The 21344-nt window shown below is 63.5% G+C and carries 17 protein-coding genes; 7 read left to right on the forward strand and 10 right to left on the reverse strand.

From position 1 onward, the window contains the following. The first annotated feature begins 103 nt into the window (after positions 1 to 103). Positions 104 to 1045 (forward strand): N-formylglutamate amidohydrolase, encoded by a 942-nt coding sequence (locus AC04SH_RS17115; RefSeq protein ID WP_488575905.1) that lies wholly within the window; start codon positions 104 to 106, stop codon positions 1043 to 1045. 337 nt (positions 1046 to 1382) lie between these two features. Then, on the forward strand, positions 1383 to 2156 hold the full coding sequence (gene hisN, locus AC04SH_RS17120; protein WP_488575906.1) for a histidinol-phosphatase: 774 nt from the start codon (positions 1383 to 1385) through the stop codon (positions 2154 to 2156). A gap of 5 nt (positions 2157 to 2161) precedes the next feature. Here the strand turns inward: hisN and AC04SH_RS17125 are convergent, their stop codons facing one another. The 4 genes from AC04SH_RS17125 to AC04SH_RS17140 form a co-directional block, all read right to left on the reverse strand. Beyond that, complete coding sequence (locus tag AC04SH_RS17125; RefSeq protein ID WP_488575907.1) at positions 2162 to 2992, reverse strand: helix-turn-helix transcriptional regulator; 831 nt, start codon at positions 2990 to 2992, stop codon at positions 2162 to 2164. Between the two features lie 109 nt (positions 2993 to 3101). Further along, positions 3102 to 3338, reverse strand: a complete 237-nt coding sequence (locus AC04SH_RS17130) for a DUF1127 domain-containing protein (protein WP_488575908.1) — start codon at positions 3336 to 3338, stop codon at positions 3102 to 3104. A gap of 3 nt (positions 3339 to 3341) precedes the next feature. Continuing rightward, positions 3342 to 3512, reverse strand: a complete 171-nt coding sequence (locus AC04SH_RS17135; protein ID WP_181057448.1) for a hypothetical protein — start codon at positions 3510 to 3512, stop codon at positions 3342 to 3344. A 172-nt stretch (positions 3513 to 3684) separates the two neighbouring features. Continuing rightward, a complete protein-coding gene (locus AC04SH_RS17140) occupies positions 3685 to 4644 on the reverse strand; it encodes an alpha/beta fold hydrolase (RefSeq protein WP_488575909.1) in 960 nt (319 codons plus the stop codon). Between the two features lie 462 nt (positions 4645 to 5106). Here AC04SH_RS17140 and AC04SH_RS17145 point away from each other — a divergent pair, with 462 nt between their 5' ends. Both AC04SH_RS17145 and AC04SH_RS17150 read left to right on the forward strand, forming a co-directional pair. Further along, a complete protein-coding gene (locus tag AC04SH_RS17145) occupies positions 5107 to 5574 on the forward strand; it encodes an Hsp20 family protein (RefSeq protein ID WP_203278585.1) in 468 nt (155 codons plus the stop codon). A 156-nt stretch (positions 5575 to 5730) separates the two neighbouring features. Next, a complete protein-coding gene (locus AC04SH_RS17150) occupies positions 5731 to 6483 on the forward strand; it encodes a sulfite exporter TauE/SafE family protein (RefSeq protein ID WP_488575910.1) in 753 nt (250 codons plus the stop codon). Here AC04SH_RS17150 and AC04SH_RS17155 read toward each other — a convergent pair. Together AC04SH_RS17155 and AC04SH_RS17160 are read right to left on the reverse strand one after the other, a co-directional pair. Then, on the reverse strand, positions 6480 to 7382 hold the full coding sequence (locus AC04SH_RS17155) for an MBL fold metallo-hydrolase (protein WP_488575911.1): 903 nt from the start codon (positions 7380 to 7382) through the stop codon (positions 6480 to 6482). The two genes, AC04SH_RS17150 and AC04SH_RS17155, sit on opposite strands and share 4 nt — an antisense overlap. A gap of 9 nt (positions 7383 to 7391) precedes the next feature. After that, a complete protein-coding gene (locus AC04SH_RS17160; protein ID WP_488575912.1) occupies positions 7392 to 8441 on the reverse strand; it encodes a threonine aldolase family protein in 1050 nt (349 codons plus the stop codon). A gap of 497 nt (positions 8442 to 8938) precedes the next feature. Between AC04SH_RS17160 and gltB the strand changes: the two genes are divergently transcribed. Next, complete coding sequence (gltB, locus tag AC04SH_RS17165) at positions 8939 to 13675, forward strand: glutamate synthase large subunit (RefSeq protein ID WP_488575913.1); 4737 nt, start codon at positions 8939 to 8941, stop codon at positions 13673 to 13675. A 145-nt stretch (positions 13676 to 13820) separates the two neighbouring features. Further along, a complete protein-coding gene (locus tag AC04SH_RS17170) occupies positions 13821 to 15275 on the forward strand; it encodes a glutamate synthase subunit beta (RefSeq protein ID WP_488575914.1) in 1455 nt (484 codons plus the stop codon). A 79-nt stretch (positions 15276 to 15354) separates the two neighbouring features. Here AC04SH_RS17170 and AC04SH_RS17175 read toward each other — a convergent pair whose 3' ends face one another. The 3 genes from AC04SH_RS17175 to AC04SH_RS17185 form a co-directional block, all read right to left on the reverse strand. Then, positions 15355 to 15762, reverse strand: a complete 408-nt coding sequence (locus AC04SH_RS17175; protein ID WP_488575915.1) for an MAPEG family protein — start codon at positions 15760 to 15762, stop codon at positions 15355 to 15357. 86 nt (positions 15763 to 15848) lie between these two features. Then, positions 15849 to 17069: an SGNH/GDSL hydrolase family protein gene (locus AC04SH_RS17180; protein WP_488575916.1), complete on the reverse strand. Its 1221-nt coding sequence runs from the start codon at positions 17067 to 17069 to the stop codon at positions 15849 to 15851. Positions 17070 to 17172: 103 nt separating this feature from the next. Beyond that, the gene (locus tag AC04SH_RS17185; protein WP_488575917.1) at positions 17173 to 18396 is read right to left on the reverse strand and encodes a lytic murein transglycosylase; all 1224 of its coding nucleotides are present in this window, start codon (positions 18394 to 18396) and stop codon (positions 17173 to 17175) included. A 207-nt stretch (positions 18397 to 18603) separates the two neighbouring features. Between AC04SH_RS17185 and galU the strand changes: the two genes are divergently transcribed. Further along, on the forward strand, positions 18604 to 19509 hold the full coding sequence (gene galU / locus AC04SH_RS17190; protein WP_488575918.1) for a UTP--glucose-1-phosphate uridylyltransferase GalU: 906 nt from the start codon (positions 18604 to 18606) through the stop codon (positions 19507 to 19509). On the opposite strand, the gene AC04SH_RS17195 is transcribed toward galU, so the two are convergent. Continuing rightward, on the reverse strand, positions 19510 to 21291 hold the full coding sequence (locus AC04SH_RS17195) for an outer membrane beta-barrel protein (RefSeq protein ID WP_488575919.1): 1782 nt from the start codon (positions 21289 to 21291) through the stop codon (positions 19510 to 19512). Positions 21292 to 21344: the final 53 nt, after the last annotated feature.

The following is a 21344-nucleotide window of genomic DNA, read 5'->3' on the forward strand; positions in this document are numbered from 1 at the left end:
TATATGAGGAGGTGACGGTAAACATCAAGTGAACGCTAGCAGCATTAATCCTGATTTGACGGGGTTTCTGGCGCGCCGAAATGCTGGACATGCGACCGATGAGGTGGCAGTTTCCCATCATGATGCATTGCTGTTTCCGGGTTCGTTCAAATTGACGACGGCAGCCGAGGATTTTTCGGTCGTTCCACCCTTCGAAATCCGATCGGGCGCCGAGCAGCGCGTTCCCTTCGTCTTCAACTCACCGCATAGCGGCCGGCATTATCCCGACCGCTTCCTGGCCATGGCCAGGCTCGACCGCAACGCCATCCGCCGTTCCGAGGATTGCTATGTCGACGAGTTGTTCGGCAGCGCGGTGGCGCTCGGCGCGCCGATGCTGGCGGCGAATTTTCCGCGCGCCTATCTCGACGTCAATCGCGAACCGTGGGAACTCGACCCGCGCATGTTCGCCGAGCCGGTGCCGTCCTTCTGCAACATCCGCTCGGCCCGCGTCGCCGGCGGGCTCGGCACCGTGCCCAAGCTGGTGGGCGAGGGGCTCGACATCTATTCCGGCCGCCTGCCGCTGGCGGAGGCCGTGCAGCGCATCGAGGCCGTCTACAAGCCCTATCACGAGACGCTGAAGCGGCTTTTGACCAGGACCCATGCCAGGTTCAGCTATGCCGTGCTGATTGACTGCCATTCGATGCCCGCCAGCATCAGGGTGGGCGACAGCGGCCTGCGGCCGGACTTCATCGTCGGCGACCGTTTCGGCATCTCGGCCACGGCTGCGCTGACCGAGACGGCGATCGGCCTGCTGATCGGCATGGGCTACACCGTCGCCCACAATAAACCCTATGCCGGCGGCTTCATCACCGAGCATTACGGCCGGCCGGCGCGCCATCTGCATGCGCTGCAGATCGAGGTCAATCGCGGGCTCTACATGAATGAGCGGACGTTCCAGAAATCCGCCGGTTTCGATGCGCTGGCCGACGATATGGCGCGCTTTTCGGCCGACCTGATGGCGATGCCCGACCACCATTTCATCGACCTGCCGCTGGCTGCCGAATGACGCCGGAGCGGTGGCTATCCATGAGATCCCGCGCCAGCCATGCGGCGGCGTAAAAAAAGACCGCATCGTTTGCACGACACGGTCGAAGTCTAGGGAGGAAACGCCCAAGGAGGGCATGAACAGGAAAACCTGTCCGACAACAAAGTTATTGTGCGATGCACAAATGTCAACCGACTCCACCCTTTTTTAATTCACTCTGATGTGGAAATTGCGCTTCGGTGGCGCCAATGTGATATTTTGGCAACAGTTATCTCAGTGATAAATCGATAAACCGGCTTGTTTTGGCGCAAAAGTGCCGGCAGACCGGGTCGGGCACTCTGCAATGCGGGAGAATCAGGTGGACATCAGCATCGATTTCATGCGCCGGATCGCGCAAGCGGCGGCGGCTGAAACCTTGCCGCGGTTCCGCGCCCAGGGCGCGGTAGCCAACAAGGAAAAGGGCAGTTTCGATCCGGTCACGGAAGCCGACCGTGAGACGGAACGCGCCATCCGGGCGCTGATATCGGCCGAGTATCCCGATCACGGCATTTTGGGCGAGGAGCACGGCAGCGAAAACATTTCCTCGAAGCACGTGTGGGTGATCGACCCGATCGACGGCACCCGCGCCTTCATTTCCGGCCTGCCGGTGTGGGGGACGCTGGTCGGGCTCACCGTCGACGGCGATGCCGTCGCCGGCATGATGGCGCAGCCCTTCACCGGCGAGCTGTTCTACGCCAACGCTTCCGGCTCCCACTATGAAGGCCCCGGCGGCCCGCGGAAACTGTCGACGCGCAAGACGACGAAGCTCGACGAGGCGACCTTGTTCACCACCACGCCGGCGCTGTTCAAAGGCGAGGCGCGCGCACGTTTCGACAAATTCGAAAAAGAGGTCCAACTCGTCCGCTATGGCGCCGATTGCTACGCCTTCGCCATGATCGCCTCGGGCAGCGTCGACATCGTCGCCGATCCCGGATTGAAGCCCTATGACATCGTGGCGCTGATCCCGATCATCGAAAAGGCCGGCGGCGTCGTCACCACCTTCGACGGCGGCCCGGCGGAGAAGGGCGGCGACGTACTGGCCGCGGCGACGCCGGAACTTCACGCGGCGGCGATGGCGGCCCTGCGCGGCTGATAACTTCAGCGCGGCTTGATCGAGCGCTGGAATTCCGCCGGCGTTCGTCCATAGACCTGCCTGAACGCCGCGCTGAAATGGCTGTGGCTGGAGAAGCCGAGGTCCATGCCGAGCGTCGTCAGATTGTCGTAGCGGCCCAAAAGGTCGAGCGCACGCGCCAGACGCAGGCGCAGATGATAGCGGTAGAGCGGCATCGCCTCGACCTGCTGGAAAACCTGTGTGAGATAAACCGGCGAGACGCCGACTTCGGCGGCAATCTCGGCCAGCGTCCAGCGCCGCGACAGATCCGAGGACAGAACGAGCTTGGCACGGTCGACCAGTTTCTGCCGGCCAGCACTGGCGCCGGCGGCATGCGAGGTGCGCTCGCCGAGAGAGCGCCGCACCAGCGTCAGCGCCAGGGTTTCAGCCTCCAGCGTTTCGGCAATGTTGCGGCTCAGGCTGTGGCGCAGCACTGCCACCAGCGCCTGAGCCCGCGGGTCAATGCGGCGGCGCTGGCGGCGAAACGCCAACGCACTGCCCGAGCGCAGCTGCTCCTTCGGCGTCAGTTCCTGCAGTTGCGCCTCCTCGATGACGAGATCGAGGCAGGAATCGCCACCCTCGACCGGGTGGCTGATCCGATAGGGCTCGGCCTCATTGAAGAACAGCAACTGGTTGGCTTCGGCGACCGCATCGTTGCGGCCGACATGGCGCACGAAGACACCGCGATAGGGAAACACCAGATGCGTGGCCGCGGTGCATTCTTCTTCGCTCTTGTGCCGGCATTCGCCGCTGCAGACGACGTCCCTTACCCTGACGGTGCCGGTGTCCAGGAGCGTCTGTACCGTGAACTGCGACATGACCGTTGCGTCCCCCGTTGCACCGAAAGCTGTTCGGCACTCTAGGCGATCGGCCTGTCCAAACCTGTCAGGAGACTTCACCTGTCAGAGTTTTCGCAAACAGCCCGGCTCAGTCCCACAAGCGGCGCATATATTCCGTGTGGGCCTCTCCGCGCGACAGGCCGATGTCCTTGAGCTGTTCGTCGGTCATTTCGAGCAGTGCGAGGCGACTCCGACGCCTTTCCAGCTGGCGGCCGATCCAATTGGCCGCCGCAATGCAGTGTGTCCGCAAGGACCGCCAGAAGGTCGCGGATTGGGTTGTGGGTGCCTGTGCCAGGTGCACCACCGTTGCATGATCGGGGCGCATCGCTCAGGCCTCCCCGTTGCCGACCACTGAGGCGCCGGCCACCGAGGCGCCGGCTTCGTTCAATGCAATCGCGCATTCCTCGCAGCAGACCTCGACGGTCTTGCCGCCGACCTTGACGCGGATCGGGTTGGCGTCCAGCTGGCAATCGCAGGCAGCGCAGGTCTTCTCGGTCATTATGTCATCTCCTTGGCGTTCAGTTCGACGTGGAGATGAGCATTCCGGGGCAGCACCGGCTGTCAGAATCTTTAGCTCTTTGCGTGCGTCCGGCGCTGCCGGGCGGTCCTCCTGACAGAAGGCTGTCAGCAGGCGTAAGCTCAAGGCGCCGCACCCTGCGGCGCCGGCGGCATCAGGCAGTGGGGTCGTCCTGGCCTGGAATGAAGGCGTCGAAGGCGGCGAGCAACTGCTCGCGATAGACATCGGCTTCCTGCAGGATCTCATGCTTGGCGCCATCGATCATCAGCAGGGAGCCGAGGCGCAGACGCCTTGTGTAGGCTTCCACGGCCTTGGTGGAAACGACCTGATCGGCACCGGCGGCGATCACCAGCAGCGGAACCTGGATCCTGGCCATGAAATCCGGATCGCTGATGGCTTCGCTTGCCTTGATGGCGGCCTGCAGCCAGCGGATCGTCGGGCCGCCGAGCGCCAGTTCTGGATAGTCCTCGTAGATTTTCGTGTTGCGCTGATAGCGCTCAGGGTCCGATGTCACCTTGTTGACGGCAAAGGGCAGCGTCTGCCTGGGTCTGGGGCCCCAGGCGGCATAGAGCCGGCCAAGGCCGAGAAAGCACAAGAGCGAGCAGACGCGGCGCACCGTTTTTACAGACAGCGGAAAATCGGGCACCGTCAGGAATGGCGCGATCAGCACCATGCGGCGCACCCGGTTGACCATCGACGGCGCGGCGAGTAGCGCAATCACAGCTCCGGCCGAATGGGCGAGGATGTAGTAGGGGCCGCGGCAGTCGGGCAGCACGATGTCCTCGAAAAACTGCTCGAGGTCGCCGGTGTAGTCGTAGAAGGAGCGGACATAGCCGCGTTGCGGGTCACGGATCAGCCGGTCCGAACCGCCCTGGCCGCGCCAGTCGAGCGTGGCGACGCCAAGGCCGCGATCGGCAAGGTTGCGGATGGTCTCGAAATATTTCTCGATGCACTCGTTGCGGCCGGGCAGCAGGACGACCGTGCCCTTCAGCGGCCGGGTGACCGCGGCAAACAGGCCGTAGCGGATCTGCTTACGATCGCGCGTGGTGAAGAAGCCTCCGGCGACATTTTGCGGCGGCGGGTTGCCTGGCGTGGGGTGGAAGAGGTCCGTCATTCGGCGCTTGCGTTTGGTGGTGTCTCGCCCGGCAGGGCGTCGGCATGGTGATAGACGCCAATGGATGAAAAGCAAAGGGAGGGGCGCCAAGGGGCGGACGAACAACGAGTAAGGCCGGAAGCAGCCTGCGGCGGCATGCTTCCGGCCTCTGTCGATCCGGGAGGAAGGGACGTTACACCCGGTTCGGCCTCGTCGCGGCACCTTCATCCGGCGCCGCCTGGTTCTTGATCCTGGCTGCACTCTAGCGCCGGCCGGCTGAACGGGCGCCGAAGCGGCGGTTCATCTGCCGTTCATCGACGCCTCAATTCACAGCTCTTCAAAAATCCTTGAAATGCGCTTTTGCGCTCCCCAAATGTTGGATGCAGCCGCCGATGTCGGGGCTGCTGGTCTAGCCGAAACGCCTTTTTCAGGGTTTCGCACCGGCCACGCGCAAACCATGTTGCTCAAACAGGAGAACACCTCATGCGTCACGTTGATTTTTCCCCGCTCTATCGCTCGACCGTCGGCTTCGACCGCCTGTTCACCATGCTCGACTCGCTGGCCCAGCCCGATGGCGCGCAGACCTATCCGCCCTACAATATCGAGCGCACCGGCGAGAACGCCTATCGCATCTCGATGGCGGTTGCCGGCTTCTCGGATGAAGAGATCTCGATCGAAGCCCACCGCAACGTGCTGACCGTCAAGGGTGAGCGCAAGGAAGACGGCAATGGCGAAGGCTCCGAACTGCTCTATCGCGGCATTGCCTCGCGTTCCTTCGAGCGCCGCTTCCAGCTTGCCGACCATGTCGAGGTTGTGGGCGCCACGCTGAAGAATGGCCTGCTCTTCGTCGATCTCACCCGCAACATCCCCGAGGAGCTGAAGCCGCGCAAGATCGCGATTACCGCGAGCTCCGAGAAGGCCAAGCAGATCGAGGCCAAGAACGCCGCGTAATCAAGACGGCGGCGTCACGCCCAAGGACAGAAGCGTCTCCACCCGAGACGAAAGCGGCGCCGCGCGGCCCCGCTTTTTTGTTGCGCGGAATCTGTGTCACCCAGAACCGGGGGGTCTGGCTCTTTTGGAATAGGCGCCGTCTTCCCATGAAGGGCGATGTCTGATTTCTCCTTGGCGCTGACGGCCGCAATTGCCGTCACCTTCCTGCTCGCCGGCCTCGTCAAGGGCGTTACCGGCATGGGCCTGCCGACGCTGGCCATGGGCCTGCTCGGCACCATCATGCCGCCGGTCGCCGCGGCCTCGCTGCTGATCGTGCCGTCCTTCGTCACCAACTTCTGGCAGCTGTTCGCGGGACCGAGCTTTGCCTCGATCCTCAAGCGGCTATGGCTGATGACGATCGGCATCGTTGCCGGCACGCTGGCCGGCTCATGGCTGCTGGCCAGCGACAACGTCAAATGGACGACCGCCGGCCTCGGTGCCGCACTGATCGTCTATGCCGTCTATACGCTGCTGGCGCGGCAATTGACGGTGCCGATGTCGGCCGAACGCTGGTCATCGCCCATTGTCGGTTTTCTTACCGGCCTCGTTACCGGCGGCACCGGCGTGTTCGTCGTCCCTGCAGTGCCCTATATCCAGGCCCTCGGGCTGAGCCGCGACGACCTGATCCAGGCGCTCGGTCTTTCCTTCACCGTATCGACCATCGCACTTGCCGCCGGCCTCGCCTCGCATGGCGCCTTCCAGGTCGAGCATATCGCCATGTCGTCGCTGGCGGTCCTGCCGGCGTTGCTCGGCATGTGGCTGGGACAGTTGCTGCGGCAGCGGATCAGCCCGGCGACCTTCCGGCGCTGGTTCCTCATTTTCCTGATCCTGCTTGGCCTGGAGCTTCTGCTGCGGCCCTTCCTCGCCTAGCGCGTTCTGCTGGCGCCGGTCGCGAGAACGGCCTCGACGTTTTGCCGATGAACGGGTTCGTATAGCGCGAAGTACTTGACCGCACCGGTGGCGAACATGTCGGCGCCGAAGGTTTTCAAGTCCTGCTTCGCCAGATCGGGCTCGTGCCGGCAGCGAAGCAGTTTTTGGACGTAGGCTTGCGTGGCGGCGATGAGGCCTTTGTCGTAGCCGCCTCGTTCTATCGCTTCGAGCGAACCGTGATTGGGCAGGATGCGGTCTATCGGCCAGCCGGCCATGCGTTCGAGATCGACCAGGTGTTGCGCCAGACGATCCGCCTCGCTGACATAGGTGATCGGATCCTCCAGCGTGTCGCCTGCCAGGAGCAGGCCGTCGCCAGGCATGAACAGCACCGTGCCGTCGTGGCTGTGGATTTCGACCTGGCGCAACTCGACGGCGATCGATCCAACCGTGAGGTCGAGACTGCCTTCGAAGGTCCTGTTCGGCAGCACGAGAGGCTTGATCGGCGGAATGCCGCCTTCGATCTCAGCCCGGTTTTGCACCAGCGCCGAGGCGGTGAGCGTGTTGGCGATGATCTCGCAATCCTGAAACACCTCATTGCCGGCAATATGATCGTCATGCCAGTGGCTGAGCACGACCCGGATCGAGCTGACGCCCATGGCTTCGAGCGTCTGCCGGACAAAGCGCGCGTGGGGCAGTGAAATATGCGTGTCGTAGACAAGCGCGTGCGGCCCGTCGACAACGGCATAGGTGCAGATGCCGAGGGCATAGGCACCGTCGTCCAGCCAGTTCGGCTCGTCCGACCAGGCGCGAACGCCGTCGATGCGGCCATCGTAAAAGCCCAGCACGTTCGGCGCCGGGCGAACCAGCCGCATTGTTGAGCCGAGAGGTGGCTTGGTCATCGGAAAAGCTCAGGCAATCATGTGGCCGAGGTGGTCGACTTCTTCAGTGGTCGTCGCAAAGCTGGCGACGAAGCGGTAGATCGCTTCATTGTCACCGAGGTGGCCGTCGAAGCTTTGCGGCACGCCCCATTCATAGAATTTGGCGCCGTGGCCTTGCATTTTTTCCGCCTTGGTACGGTCGAGAATGGCGAACACTTCATTGGCCTGCGGCAGCCAGGCCAGCCGGCCGGACGGCGCGTCCTCGATCGCCGCCGCCAGCCTTGCGGCCATCGCATTGGCGTGGCGCGCCATCCTCAGCCACAGATCGTCGGTAAAATAGGCTTCGAACTGGGCCGAGATGAAGCGCGCCTTGGAGAAAGTTTGCCCGGCGCGCTGGCGAAGCAGGCGCAGGTCGCGCGCCACGTCGGGGTTGAGGACCACGACCGCGTCGGCCATCCAGCAGCCATTCTTGGTGCCGCCGAAGGAGATGATGTCGACACCGCTTTTCCAGGTCATTTCGGCAGGGGTGACTTCTGTCGCCGCAACGGCGTTGGCGAAGCGCGCGCCGTCCATGTGCAGCGGCAGCTTGTGACGGCGAGCCACCTCGGCGATCGCCTTGATATCGTCGACGGTGTAAACGGTGCCGACCTCGGTCGCCTGGGTGATCGTCACTGCCATCGGCTGGCCGGCGGGGACGAGGTCCCGCGAATAGCGCTTGATGGCCTGGTCGAGCGCCTGCGGATTGATGCGCCCCAGAGGCCCCGGAACGGGCGACATGCGCGCGCCGCCGGTGTAAAAACCCGCGGCGCCGAATTCATCGACGTTCATATGCGCTTCCGCATGGCAGAAGGCGACGCCGCCGATCCGGTTCAACGACGCCATCGACAGCGCGTTGGCCGCCGTGCCGGTGGCAACGAAGAAGACCGCGACCTCGCGCTCGAAGATCTCGTTGAAGCGCTTGTGGAGGGCGCGGTCGAGGTCGCTATCGCCATAGGCGGTGGCGATGCCGGCAGCATGGCGGGTCAGGTTGGCCGAGATGTCGGGATGGACGCCCGCCCAGTTGTCGGATGCAAAGAACATTCGGAAAGTCCATGGCTGTTTGCGAAAAGGAGCGCGACCATGGCTGCTTCGGGGTTTGACGCGCAAGGGCCAAGGGCTGAAAAAGCGGTAAAGCCAGAGGCCGATCACAAAGGCGTGCGGGGACCGAAGTTTTCGTTTCAGCCGCGCGCCGCGTAATTTTCTGTCGCGAAACGCCCAAGATTTTTGTGAATCGGTCTTGTGCGGCTTGAGGATTTCTGCCATAAAAATTTAGGACAGTAGTGCTGTCTTATTTTGTCGCACAAGTCAGGCTGGATTGGCGTATCATTTGGGCCACTCCGGCCGTTGCCGCGAGCGACGGGTAGACGGCTCGGCTGTGGCCTGTACGATACCGGATACGAGCCGGCGGCGCATCGCTCGGTTCGCCAAGGATTTCGCAAGACGTGCCGCAAGAATGAGAGCGGAAGCCAGTCGCTTCCCAAGGTAGACCAGCGCCCCAAACGCAAGAAGTGCCAGGGGCCGGAACGGAGGACAGGACGATGACGGAACTGACGCCATCTGCGATTACCGGCCAGGCCGCGCAGACGAAAGCGGCAGCCGTTAAAAATCCGTCCATTACCAATGGCGGCCGAACCACCAATGGCATGGCCGCGCAGGGTCTCTACGATCCGCGCAATGAGCATGACGCCTGCGGCGTCGGCTTCATCGTCAACATGAAGAATGTCAAGTCGCACCAGATCGTCAAGGACGGGCTGTTCGTGCTCGAAAACCTGACGCATCGCGGCGCCGTCGGCGCCGATCCGCTGATGGGCGACGGCGCCGGCGTTCTGGTGCAGGTCCCGGACCGCTTCTTCCGCGAGGAGATGGCGGCCCAGGGCGTCGAACTGCCGGCGGCGGGCCAATACGGCGTCGGCCACTGGTTCATGCCGCAGGACGCGGCACTGCGCGCTCATGTCGAAGACATCATCGCCGAGTCGGCGCAGTCCGAGGGGCTGCCGCTGCTCGGTTTCCGTGACGTGCCGGTCGACAATTCATCGCTGTCGAAGGCACCCGATATCGCGGCATCCGAACCGTTCCATCGCCAGGTCTTTATCGGCCGCACGGCCGACATTCCCGACGACGAGGAATACGAGGCCAGGCTGTACCTGCTGCGCAAGGTCATTTCCGGCCGCATCTACGCCGAGAACAACAACAGGGATATCGGCGCCTACTGCGTGTCGCTGTCGGCGCGCACCATCGTCTACAAGGGCATGTTCCTGGCCTACCAGGTTGGCGCGTACTACAAGGATTTGTCGGATCCGCGTTTCGAGACGGCGCTGATCCTCGTCCATCAGCGTTTCTCGACCAACACCTTCCCGTCGTGGAAGCTGGCGCATCCCTATCGCATGGTCGCCCACAATGGCGAGATCAACACGGTGCGCGGCAACAACAACTGGATGGCGGCGCGCCAGGCCTCGGTCGATTCCGAGCTGTTCGGCAACAACATCTCGAAGCTGTGGCCGATCTCCTATGACGGCCAGTCCGACACCGCCTGTTTCGACAATGCGCTCGAATTCCTGTTTCAGGGCGGCTACAGCCTCAGCCACGCCATGATGATGCTGATCCCGGAAGCCTGGGCCGGCAACAAGCTCATGGATGCCGACCGCAAGGCCTTCTACGAATACCATGCAGCCCTCATGGAGCCGTGGGATGGGCCGGCCGCGGTCGCCTTTACCGACGGCCGCCAGATCGGCGCCACGCTCGACCGCAACGGCCTGCGCCCGGCGCGCTACATCGTCACCGACGACGACCGCGTCATCATGGCCTCGGAAGCCGGCGTGCTGCCGGTGCCGGAGGAGAAGATCGTCAAGAAGTGGCGGCTGCAGCCCGGCCGCATGCTTCTGATCGACCTCGCCAAGGGCCGCATCATTTCCGATGAGGAGATCAAGTCGGAGATCGCGACCAGGCATCCCTACAAGACCTGGCTCAACAACACGCAGCTGATCCTCGAGGATCTGAAGCCGGTCGAGCCGCGCGCGCTACGCAAGGATGTCAGCCTGCTCGATCGCCAGCAGGCGTTCGGCTACAGCCAGGAAGACACCAAGCTGTTGATGTCGCCGATGGCGACCACCGGCCAGGAAGCCGTGGGTTCGATGGGCACCGACACGCCGATCTCGGCGATGTCGGACAAGTCGAAGCTGCTCTACACCTATTTCAAGCAGAACTTCGCCCAGGTCACCAACCCGCCGATCGACCCGATCCGCGAGGAACTGGTGATGAGCCTGGTGTCGTTCATCGGGCCGCGGCCGAACATCTTCGATCTGGTCGGCAATTCGCGCCGCAAGCGGCTCGAAGTGCGCCAGCCGATCTTGACCAATGGCGATCTGGAAAAGATCCGCTCGATTGGTCATACGGAAGACCGTTTCGACACCAAGACGATCGACATCACCTATGGGTCGAGCGAGGGCGCTGCCGGCATGCAGGGCGCCGTCGAACGTCTGTGCGAGCGGGCGGAAGCAGCTGTCGCCGGCGGCTACAACATCATCATTCTGTCGGACCGGCAGGTCGGTCCTGATCGGATCGCCATCCCGGCGCTGCTGGCGACAGCCGCCGTGCATCACCACCTGATCCGCAAGGGGCTGCGCACCGCGGTCGGTCTGGTCGTCGAATCCGGCGAGCCGCGCGAAGTGCATCATTTCTGCTGCCTTGCCGGCTATGGCGCCGAGGCGATCAACCCGTACCTCGCCTTCGACACGCTGCTCGACATGCACAAGCGCGGCGAACTGCCGGCCGAGGTCGACGCCTACGAAGTCGTCTCGCGCTACATCAAGTCGATCGGCAAGGGCATCCTCAAGGTGATGTCCAAGATGGGCATCTCGACCTACCAGTCCTATTGCGGCGCGCAGATCTTCGACGCCATCGGGCTGAAGTCGGATTTCGTGCAGCAGTATTTCACCGGCACCGCGACGCTGATCGAGGGTGTGGGCCTGGACGAGGTTGCGGCCGAGACGCTCAGCCGCCACACCGACGGCTTCGGCAACGATCCGGTGCTTCGCAACAGCCTCGAGGTCGGCGGCGAGTACATGTACCGCATGCGCGGCGAAGCCCATATGTGGTCGCCCGACGCGGTCGCCACCTTGCAGCACGCCGTACGCCAGGGGTCATGGGAGACGTTCAAAGAGTATTCCGCGCAGATCGACAGCGAGACGGCGCGGGCGCAAACCATTCGCGGCCTGTTCAGGATCAAGCTGGCGGAAGAGACCGGCCGCAAGAAGGTCGAGATAGAGGACGTGATGTCGGCCGCCGACATCGTCAAGCGCTTCTCGACCGGGGCAATGTCGTTCGGCTCGATCTCACGCGAAGCGCACACCACGCTGGCGCGCGCCATGAACCAGATCGGCGGCAAGTCGAACACCGGCGAGGGCGGCGAAGAGGCCGATCGTTATCTGCCGCTGCCCGGTGGCGGCAAGAACCCCGAACGTTCGGCAATCAAGCAGGTCGCCTCGGGACGGTTCGGTGTCACCGCCGAGTACCTCGTCAATTCCGATGTCATGCAGATCAAGGTGGCGCAGGGCGCCAAGCCCGGTGAGGGCGGCCAGTTGCCCGGCCACAAGGTCGACGCCACCATCGCCAAGGTCCGGCATTCGACGCCGGGCGTCGGCCTGATCTCGCCGCCGCCGCATCACGACATCTATTCGATCGAGGATCTGGCGCAGCTGATCTACGACCTGAAGAACGTCAATCCGGCCGCCGACGTCTCGGTCAAGCTGGTGTCGGAAGTCGGCGTCGGCACGGTTGCGGCCGGCGTCGCCAAGGCGCGCGCCGACCACATCACCATCTCGGGCTATGATGGCGGCACCGGCGCGTCGCCGCTGACCTCGCTCAAGCATGCCGGCAGCCCATGGGAAATGGGCCTTGCCGAGACGCATCAGACGCTGGTGCTGAATGGCTTGCGCTCGCGCGTTGCGCTGCAGGTTGACGGCGGCTTGCGTACCGGGCGCGACGTCATCATCGGTGCGCTGCTCGGCGCCGACGAGTTCGGCTTCTCGACCGCGCCGCTGATCGCGGCCGGCTGCATCATGATGCGGAAGTGCCACCTCAACACCTGCCCGGTCGGCGTCGCGACGCAGGACCCGGTGCTGCGCAAGCGCTTCAAGGGCACGCCGGAGCATGTCATCAACTTCTTCTTCTATGTGGCGGAAGAGGTGAGGGGGTTGCTGGCCGAGATGGGCTACACCCATATCGACCAGATCATCGGCGACAGCGACCTTCTGGAAAAGCGCGAGATGATCCAGCACTGGAAGGCGCGCGGGCTCGATTTCGGCAAGATGTTCTTCAAGCCGGACGCGCCGCATGAAGCGGTGCACTGGACCGAGCGGCAGAAGCACCCGATCGACGACGTGCTCGACCGCAAGCTGATCGAACTGGCGAAGCCTGCGCTCGAGGCCAAGCAGCCGGTCAAGATCGAGGTCGACATCCGCAATGTCGACCGTTCGACCGGCGCCATGCTGTCGGGCGAAGTCGCCAAGCGCTTCAGGCACAAGGGCCTGCGCGAAGACACGATCCAGGTGAAGCTGACCGGCACTGCCGGCCAGTCCTTCGGCGCGTTCCTTGCGCGCGGCATCTCGTTCGATCTCGTCGGCGCCGCCAACGACTATGTCGGCAAGGGCCTGTCGGGCGGACGTATCGTCATCCGGCCGCCGGAAGAGTCGAAGATCGTCGCCGCGGAATCGATCATCGTCGGCAATACGGTTCTCTATGGCGCCACCGAGGGTGAGGCCTATTTCGCCGGTGTCGCCGGCGAACGCTTCGCGGTGCGCAATTCGGGTGTGGCCGCCGTCGTCGAAGGTGTCGGCGACCATGGCTGCGAGTACATGACCGGCGGCATCGTCGTCGTCATCGGCCAGACCGGCCGCAACTTCGCCGCCGGCATGTCGGGCGGCGTCGCCTATGTGCTGGACGAGGCCGGCGACTTCGCCGCGCGCTGCAACATGGCGATGGTCGAGCTGGAGCCGGTTCCGGAAGAAGACGATCTGATGGAGAGGCTGCTGCACCATGGCGGCGATCTCGACCACAAGGGTCGCGTCGACGTCTCGGGCGACATGACCAGCCATGACGAGGAGCGGCTCTACCAACTGATCTCGAACCATGTGCACTACACGGGTTCGGTGCGGGGCCGCGAGATCCTCGACGACTGGGCGACCTTCCGGCCGAAATTCCGCAAGATCATGCCGGTCGAATACCGCCGCGCCTTGATCGAGATGGAACGCATGCGCATGGGCGTGGCGGCGGAATAGGCTTTTTGAGACTTGCCGGGGAGCCCAGGCTTCCCGGCGGAACTTTCAGCGACAGTTTGACCTCTGGCGCAAGGTTGCCATGGCTGCCTCAAGGGGTTAACGGGTGCGGCGAACCCCGCACCATCTGGACAGCAGGAACTGGACTATGGGCAAGGTAACAGGCTTTCTCGAAATCGACCGGCAGGTGCACAAGTACCAGCCGGCCTCCGACCGCATCCGGCATTTCCGCGAGTTCACGCTGCCGATGTCGGACAAGGAGGTCGAGAAACAGGCCGCGCGCTGCATGGATTGCGGCATTCCGTTCTGCCATGGGCCGACGGGTTGCCCGATCCACAATCAGATCCCCGACTGGAACGACCTCGTCTATAATGGCGACTGGGACAATGCGATCCGCAACCTGCATTCGACCAACAATTTCCCCGAATTCACCGGCCGCATCTGTCCCGCGCCCTGCGAGGAGGCCTGCACGCTGAACCTCGAGGACATTCCGGTCGCCATCAAGACGGTCGAGCAGGCGATCGCCGACAAGGCTTACGAGACCGGCCATATCCGGCCCTATCCGCCAGAGAAGAAGACCGGCAAGCGGGTCGCCGTCATCGGCTCCGGCCCGGCAGGAATGGCGGCCGCGCAGCAACTCGGCCGCGCCGGGCACGAGGTCAGTGTCTACGAGCGCGAAAGCCGGCCCGGCGGGCTGATGCGCTACGGCATTCCCGACTTCAAGATCGAGAAGCACTATATCGACCGCCGCATCGAGCAGATGCAGGGCGAGGGCGTGACCTTCCATTGCGGCATCAATGTCGGCGTCGACAAGCCCGTGGCAGAGCTGCTCGCCGAATACGATGCGGTGCTCTATTGCGGCGGTTCGGAATCGCCGCGTCCGGCCAACATCCCTGGCGACGATCTCGGCGGCGTCTATGATGCCATGCCCTATCTGGTGCAGCAGAACCGCCGCGTGGGCGGCGAGCCGATCCAGTCGGTGGCATGGCCGTCGCATCCGATCATCGCCGGCGGCCAGCATGTCGTCGTCGTCGGCGGCGGCGATACCGCTTCCGATTGCGTCGGTACGGCCTTCCGCCAGGGCGCGGTGCGTGTCACCCAGCTCGACATCCGCCCGCAGCCGCCGGAAAAGGAAGACAAGCTTGCTGTCTGGCCCTATTGGGCGACGAAGATGCGCACCTCGTCCTCACAGGCCGAAGGTGCGGAGCGCGAATTCCAGGTGGCGACGCTCGAATTCATCGGCGAAGACGGCCAGCTGACCGGCGTCAAGTGCTGCGAGGTCGACGAGAAGCGCAAGCCGATCGCCGGCACCGAATTCGTCATCCGCGCCGATCTCGCCTTCATCGCCATCGGCTTTGCCGGACCGGCCGCCGTGGGCGTCACGAAGGAGCTGGACGGTCAGATGAAGATCACGACCGACAGCCGGCGTTCCAGGAATGTCGAAGCCAACGATCGCGACTACAAGACCAGCGTCGATAAGCTTTTTGCCGCCGGCGATGTGCGCCGCGGCCAGTCATTGGTGGTGTGGGCGATCCGGGAGGGCCGCCAGGCGGCGCGCTCGATCGACGAGGCGCTGATGGGGTCTACGGTGTTGCCTCGCTGATATTCATGACAGCGCCGGAGACATTTCCTCGGCTTGGCGATATCTGCGGCCGAATCGCTGTCCGTACCTGCCGAAGCGCTTAGCTGATCAGCAGCTTGGTTGCCCAATAGAGGCCGATGGCCATCTGGACCGCAAACGCGGAAAATCGAGCCTTGACCGCGTTTGGACTGGTCGACGTCAAATGAATGGCAGACTGGATCAATCGCGCAACGAGAAACCAGTACGCAAGCGGGTCGGTGATCCCGGTCCGCGAGGTCATCATGGCCAAGGCCATGAGACCTCCGAAGATTGGGAGTCCCTCGATGCAATTCGCGTGGGCTCGCGCAAGCCGCCGCAAAAAGGGCGAAAGACCTGCGTTATCCGGCGCGAATCCATTGGCGAGGATGCGGCCGCTCAGTACGAGGTGCGTGCGCAAGATCTCCATCCATGTGAGCAATAAAAGGGTCCAACTCACGAACCCAAGCAATGCGTAGCCCGTTGCCGACATATTCGCCCCCGACTTTGACTTCGGCCAAAAACTGATAGTGCCATTGTTCGGCTTGGCGCGGAATTGCCGCTAGGCAGGAACGTCGGTCAAGGAGTTGCCGTCGTCGTATCGGGCGTTGCCGCTGCTGTCGCCGGCGGCTGTGCCTTCGGCGGCCAGGAGAAATCGTCGGCGCGGCCGGGTGACGCCTCGGGGGCCTTGCCTTCGAGGATGAGTTTTTCGCCGGGCAGATCCGGATTGGCCTTCGGCGTCGCCGCGGCGCCGAGAAGTTCGGTACCGCCGTCGAGCGACGGATCGTTGAGCAGCATCGGCGCCGTGCGGTCGACCACGATGGGCGCGGCGGGCAGGGACGGCGCCTCGACCGGGGCGCCGGCGGGTGCGGCAGCCGTTACCACGCTTCCCGGCGCTGCCAGGCCGAGTATCTTGGCCAGCGGTTTTTCGGTGTAGAAGGCGAGCTTGCGCTTGCCGGCCTTCGAGACGTTGATGCCGTCGTCGGAGCGCAGCCGCACGGCTTGGCCGTTCATGTCGGGGCCGGTCGAGACGAAGGCGCCGTTCTCGTCGACGAACCCGTCCCAGACATCGACGAATTCGCCGCCGTTCTTCTCGGCGGCCGAGTGGTAGATGTCGTTGAAGGCGAGCATGTCGGAGGTCATCTTCGGCGCCTTGAAGGCCGGCATGCCGACCCACAGATACGGCACTTTGGTCGACGCCAGCGCCTCGCCGAACGCCTCGGTCCGGCGTTCGTATTCCTTGGTCCAGTTCTCGGAACGCGGCTGTTCGCGCACGTCGTTGACGCGCATCTGCTGGCGGTCGTTGGAGCCGAGCATGACGACCACCGCTGCCGGTTTCTCGGTCTCGATCAGCGATTTGACCTGTTCGGGCCAGTTGTAGACGTCGTCGCGCACGAAGCCTGACGAGCCGTTGGCGCGCTCGACGATCCTGATGGCGGGGTTGGCGGCAAAGGCGGCGTCGAGGCCCTCGGCAAGGCCACTCGCCATGAAATCGCCGATCACCAGGATGACGCGGGAATCCGGCGCCTTCTCGACAATCGGAACGGCAGGTTCAACGGGCGCACGGGGCTTTTTCTTGACCTTCGGCTTTGCCTTGCCGATGTCGAGCGGCGGCTCGATGCGCTCGCTGCGGCGCGGGAAAAACAGGTCGCGCAGCGACCAGCCGCGGTTCTGCGGTTGTTCCTGCGCCAAAGCCGGTGTGTGGAAAGTGCCGGCGATTCCTGTCGCCAGGACGACGACGGCCAGAATGAGGATCGGCAAGCGGAATACGATCACACGGATACGCGCTGGCGAAACCAAGCACCCTCTCCATCCCTTGGTGCATGACCCTCGCAGGGATCATGCACAGATCGATGCTACAGCGTCCCTTGCGCGTCGCAAATGCGCTGCACTGCAGCTGGCCCTATTTCTTTCTGAGCCATTTGAGCACTTCCATGCTCGGATACCCGTCCTGGGTCAAGCCGACCTTTGCCTGATAGGTCATGATGGCGGTTTTCGTGCCGTCACCGATCTTGCCGTCGAACTTGCCGTCGTAAAGCCCGTGCTGCGAAAGCCGCTTCTGCAACTCCTGCCTTTCCTCGAAGGACAGCTTGGTGAAAGGCCGCTTCCAGTCCTGCACCAGACCACTAGAGCCGGCGATTTCGTCGGCAAGAAGGCCGACGGCGAGGGCATATTTGTCGGCGTTGTTGTAGGCCTTGATGACGGAGAAGTTCTTGATCATCAGGAAGGCCGGTCCGCCGCGGCCGTCCGGCACTTTCAGCGTCGCCTTGTCGGTTGTGTTCCTGAACGGCTTGCCATTGGCCCTGGCGACGCCGAGCGCCTGCCACTGCGCCAGCGTCTTCGAGCCAGCGGGCAGTTTGCCGGCCGGAATGGTGACCTCATAGCCCCAGGTCTTGCCACCTTGCCAGCCATTCTTCTTCAGCAGATTGGCTGATGTCGCCAGCGCATCGGGGATCGAATTCCAGATGTCACGCTTGCCGTTGCCATCCATGTCGACGGCATAATGCTGGTAGCTGGTCGGGATGAACTGGGTCTGGCCCATGGCGCCGGCCCAGGAGCCCATCAAGTGGCTTTCGTCGATGTCGCCGGTCTGCAGGATCTTCAGCGCCGCAACCAATTGGGTGCGGGCGAATTTCGACCGCTTCGGGTCGCCATAGGCGAGCGTCGCCAGCGAGCGGATGACATTGCGCATGATGTCGTCGCGCTTGAGGATCTCGCCATAGTTCGATTCCATCGACCAGATGGCGAGCAGGATGTAGCGATCGACGCCGAACCGCGCTTCGATCCGGTCCAGCCACGGCTTCCATTTCTTGGCCATCTGCTGGCCGACTGCAACAGACTGGTCATGGACGCGGTTGTCGAAATAGTCCCAGGCGGGCGCGCTGAACTCAGGCTGCGTGCGGGCCTTTTCCAGCACCACCGGGTCGGGTTCGTTGATACCGCGGAACGCCTGGTCGTAGACCGCGCCGGAAACGCCGCCCGCCACGGCGGTCGCGCGGAAGCCGGCGACCCATTGCCGGAAACCGGCATCGGCAAAGGCCGGTCCGGCCGGCATCAGCAGGGCGAGCGAGAGGCTGGCCGCCGTCAGGACGCTGGTAAAACGTTTTGCGGCACTGCGAACGGACATCTTTTCCTCCTTCACTATCTCAGGAAAGACCATTCATCGCCGAACCGGGTTAGGAATTAGTTTACCATAGGTGCCGTCGGGAACGAAAAGACACGTCGATGCTTTAGGCACTGGAAGTTCTCACCAGCAGCTCGTAATCCTCGATTTCGGCGTGAAAATGTCTCGAAACGGGATTGCGGAGCAGGCAATCAAACGGATAATTGACGCATGAAGCGAGTTCGCAAGGCAGTTTTCCCGGTCGCCGGTCTCGGCACGCGGTTCCTCCCGGCCACCAAGGCCATCCCGAAGGAAATGCTGACCGTCGTCGACCGGCCGGTCATCCAGTATGTCGTCGATGAGGCGCGCGAGGCCGGCATCGAACATTTCATCTTCGTCACCGGCCGCAACAAGGCGGTCATCGAGGACCATTTCGATATCCAGTTCGAGCTCTACGACACACTCGCCCAGCGCGGCAAGGATGAGCAGCTCGCCCGCCTGCAGCGGCTGCAGCCGGCGCCGGGGCAGACCTCGTTCACCCGCCAGCAGGTGCCGATGGGGCTCGGCCACGCCGTCTGGTGCGCGCGCGAACTGGTCGGCGATGAGCCGTTCGCGCTCTTGCTGCCCGACATGATCATGCAGTCGGAAAAGAGCTGCATGAAGGCCATGGTCGAACTCTATGAGGAGACCGGCAACAACATCATCGCCGTGCAGGAATGCGATCCGGCCGAAACCCACAAATATGGCATCGTCGGGCGCGGCGAGGACATGCATCACGGCTTCCGCATCACCGAGATGGTGGAGAAGCCGAAGGCCGGCACTGCGCCGTCCAATCTCTACATCAACGGCCGTTACATCCTGCAGCCCGAGATCTTCACGATCCTCGAAAGCCAGGAAAAGGGCGCCGGCAACGAAATCCAGCTTACCGACGCGATGCTGAAGCTGGAAAAGCAACAGCCCTTCTTTGGCTACCACTATCAAGGCCGCACCTTCGACTGCGGTTCGCCGGAAGGGTTCGTCGAGGCCAATGTCGCCTTCGCCCTGTGGCGCAGCGACATGAACGAGAACATGGCCGGCGTCATCCGCACGCTGCTCGACGAGATGAAGCCCTCCGAGCGCCGCGGCGCTGCCTTCTAGCTACCGCTGCAATTTCAGCCCGAGGTAGACGCTGTTGGCGGTGTAGTTGCGCCCGGGCAGATTGCTGGTCAGCTTTTCCGTGCGGGCGCGGCTGGTGAGGCCGACATAGCGGTTCAGCCACCATGTCAGCCCGGCCTCGGCGCTCAATGTCAGATCATGTCCATCGGAGCCGGTATAATTGCGCCAGTCGACGCCAAGGGCTGCGTTGCCGGTCAGGTCAGCGCGGATCTGCCGTTCGCCGGTGAGGCGGCCTGAATAGAGGAGGTCGCCGCTCTCATTGGCCGTCGTCGAGTCTTCGATCATGGTCTGTGCGGTCAGGCCGATGATGGTGCCGCGTTCGGGCGACCATTTGAGGTCGGCATTCACCGACGCCCCCGAATTCGCCTCCAGCCGGTTGTCGTCGATCGCTTCCCGGAGCCAGCCGGCCGAGAATTCGCCGGCCAGTTTCTCGCCCATGTCCACTTCGATACCGGCCCGCGCGCCAAGCCGCGTCGAGGACCGCTCAAAGCCGCTTGAATCGACGCGCAGATCATAGGCGCGGCGGCCGACTTCGACTTCGGCGAAAGGCGTGATGGCGGGCGAGATCTCGTAGCCGGTGCGCAAGGTCGCGGTGTAGAGGGTGGAATCGCGATCCTTCTGCGACAACACGGTGCCGTTCGTCAGCTTGGCGTCGCCATAGATATCGTGGGAGACCGCGCCGGTCAGCGCGAAGCGGAGCTTGCCGACATCCTTCTTGACGGCGAGGCTGCCGTCGACGGTCTGGCGGATCGGCTGCGAGGTGACGCCGGCAATGGCGTCGGGCGAGGAGGCCGATTCCGGCGCAATCTCGTAGCCGAGTTTGGCGATGGCGCGCAGTTCATTGTCGAGGTCGACATTGAGCGTGCCTTCGATACGACCGCGCCCCTCGTTGATCTTCTGGCCCGAAACGGTGTTGCGGAAGGTGCCGTAGCCGTCGATGACAGCCGAATTTTCGCGCCAGTCGGAGGCGGCGGAGAAACGCAACGCCGTTTCGGACAGCACCGCAGACTTGCCGCCAGAGCTGGAATCGGCGTTCGACGTGACGGTAACGCCTTGCTCGAGCGTCGGCCGCAGCAGGAAGGAGCCGACCTTGATGCCGGTTGCCGCGTAGGGGTCGTCCTCGGGCTTCTTCTTCTGACCTTCGATGGCATCGGTGCGCTCGGCGCCGGGATCGAGCTTCTGCCGGTCGACACTATCGACGGTGAGGGCGCGGCGGTTGGCCGTATCCTGGTCCGTATCGCCTGTGGTCGTGTCGGTCGAAGTCGTTCCGGCGGTGGTCGCGTCCGTAGCTTGGCCAGGCTTCTTCTTGTTGGCAGCCTTGGTTTTGTCCTTGGCCTTGTCCGCGTCGGCGGCGCGTTGTTTTGCCGTCGATGGCCGGCGTGGCTGCACGGTTGGCGGCTTGTCCGCGAACGAATCGTCGGTAGTCGCAGGCGTATCGAAAATGCTGTTCGCGCCGGCCTGTGAAGGGTCGGTGTCGTCAGGCAGGGCGCCATCGCTGGCCGGCACATAGGCGGTTGGTGTGTTCTCCGTGGGGGCGGTGTCGGCAGGCGCCGGCTTGACCTGCGTGTTGGCCTTGCTCAATTGCCTGGTCCGGCGCTGCTGGTCGGACAGGATCGCCGATTCCGAAACTTCGCCGCGCAACTCGGTTTCCTGGGCATAAAGCGCAGTTGGCCGCAGCAATGCGAGCACGCTCGTCGCCACAAGCAGAGCGCAAAAGGCTCCGCCCGTTCGACCTTTTTTCTTTTCAGGCTGGGCCCGCGACATCGTCACCACTGCTTGCGCGGCGCAAGCGCGCCATACTTACCGAACCGTAAACG

Source organism: Mesorhizobium sp. CNPSo 4688 (assembly GCF_057784295.1).

Coding starts and splice junctions, on each gene's coding strand:
- AC04SH_RS17125 (WP_488575907.1), bottom strand. CDS start 2,992: ATGTCGCAGTTCACGGTACAGACGCTCCTGGACACCGGCACCGTCAGG.
- AC04SH_RS17130 (WP_488575908.1), bottom strand. CDS start 3,338: ATGCGCCCCGATCATGCAACGGTGGTGCACCTGGCACAGGCACCCACA.
- AC04SH_RS17135 (WP_181057448.1), bottom strand. CDS start 3,512: ATGACCGAGAAGACCTGCGCTGCCTGCGATTGCCAGCTGGACGCCAAC.
- AC04SH_RS17140 (WP_488575909.1), bottom strand. CDS start 4,644: ATGACGGACCTCTTCCACCCCACGCCAGGCAACCCGCCGCCGCAAAAT.
- AC04SH_RS17145 (WP_203278585.1), top strand. CDS start 5,107: ATGCGTCACGTTGATTTTTCCCCGCTCTATCGCTCGACCGTCGGCTTC.
- AC04SH_RS17150 (WP_488575910.1), top strand. CDS start 5,731: ATGTCTGATTTCTCCTTGGCGCTGACGGCCGCAATTGCCGTCACCTTC.
- AC04SH_RS17155 (WP_488575911.1), bottom strand. CDS start 7,382: ATGACCAAGCCACCTCTCGGCTCAACAATGCGGCTGGTTCGCCCGGCG.
- AC04SH_RS17160 (WP_488575912.1), bottom strand. CDS start 8,441: ATGTTCTTTGCATCCGACAACTGGGCGGGCGTCCATCCCGACATCTCG.
- gltB (WP_488575913.1), top strand. CDS start 8,939: ATGACGGAACTGACGCCATCTGCGATTACCGGCCAGGCCGCGCAGACG.
- AC04SH_RS17170 (WP_488575914.1), top strand. CDS start 13,821: ATGGGCAAGGTAACAGGCTTTCTCGAAATCGACCGGCAGGTGCACAAG.
- AC04SH_RS17175 (WP_488575915.1), bottom strand. CDS start 15,762: ATGTCGGCAACGGGCTACGCATTGCTTGGGTTCGTGAGTTGGACCCTT.
- AC04SH_RS17185 (WP_488575917.1), bottom strand. CDS start 18,396: ATGTCCGTTCGCAGTGCCGCAAAACGTTTTACCAGCGTCCTGACGGCG.
- galU (WP_488575918.1), top strand. CDS start 18,604: ATGAAGCGAGTTCGCAAGGCAGTTTTCCCGGTCGCCGGTCTCGGCACG.
- AC04SH_RS17195 (WP_488575919.1), bottom strand. CDS start 21,291: ATGTCGCGGGCCCAGCCTGAAAAGAAAAAAGGTCGAACGGGCGGAGCC.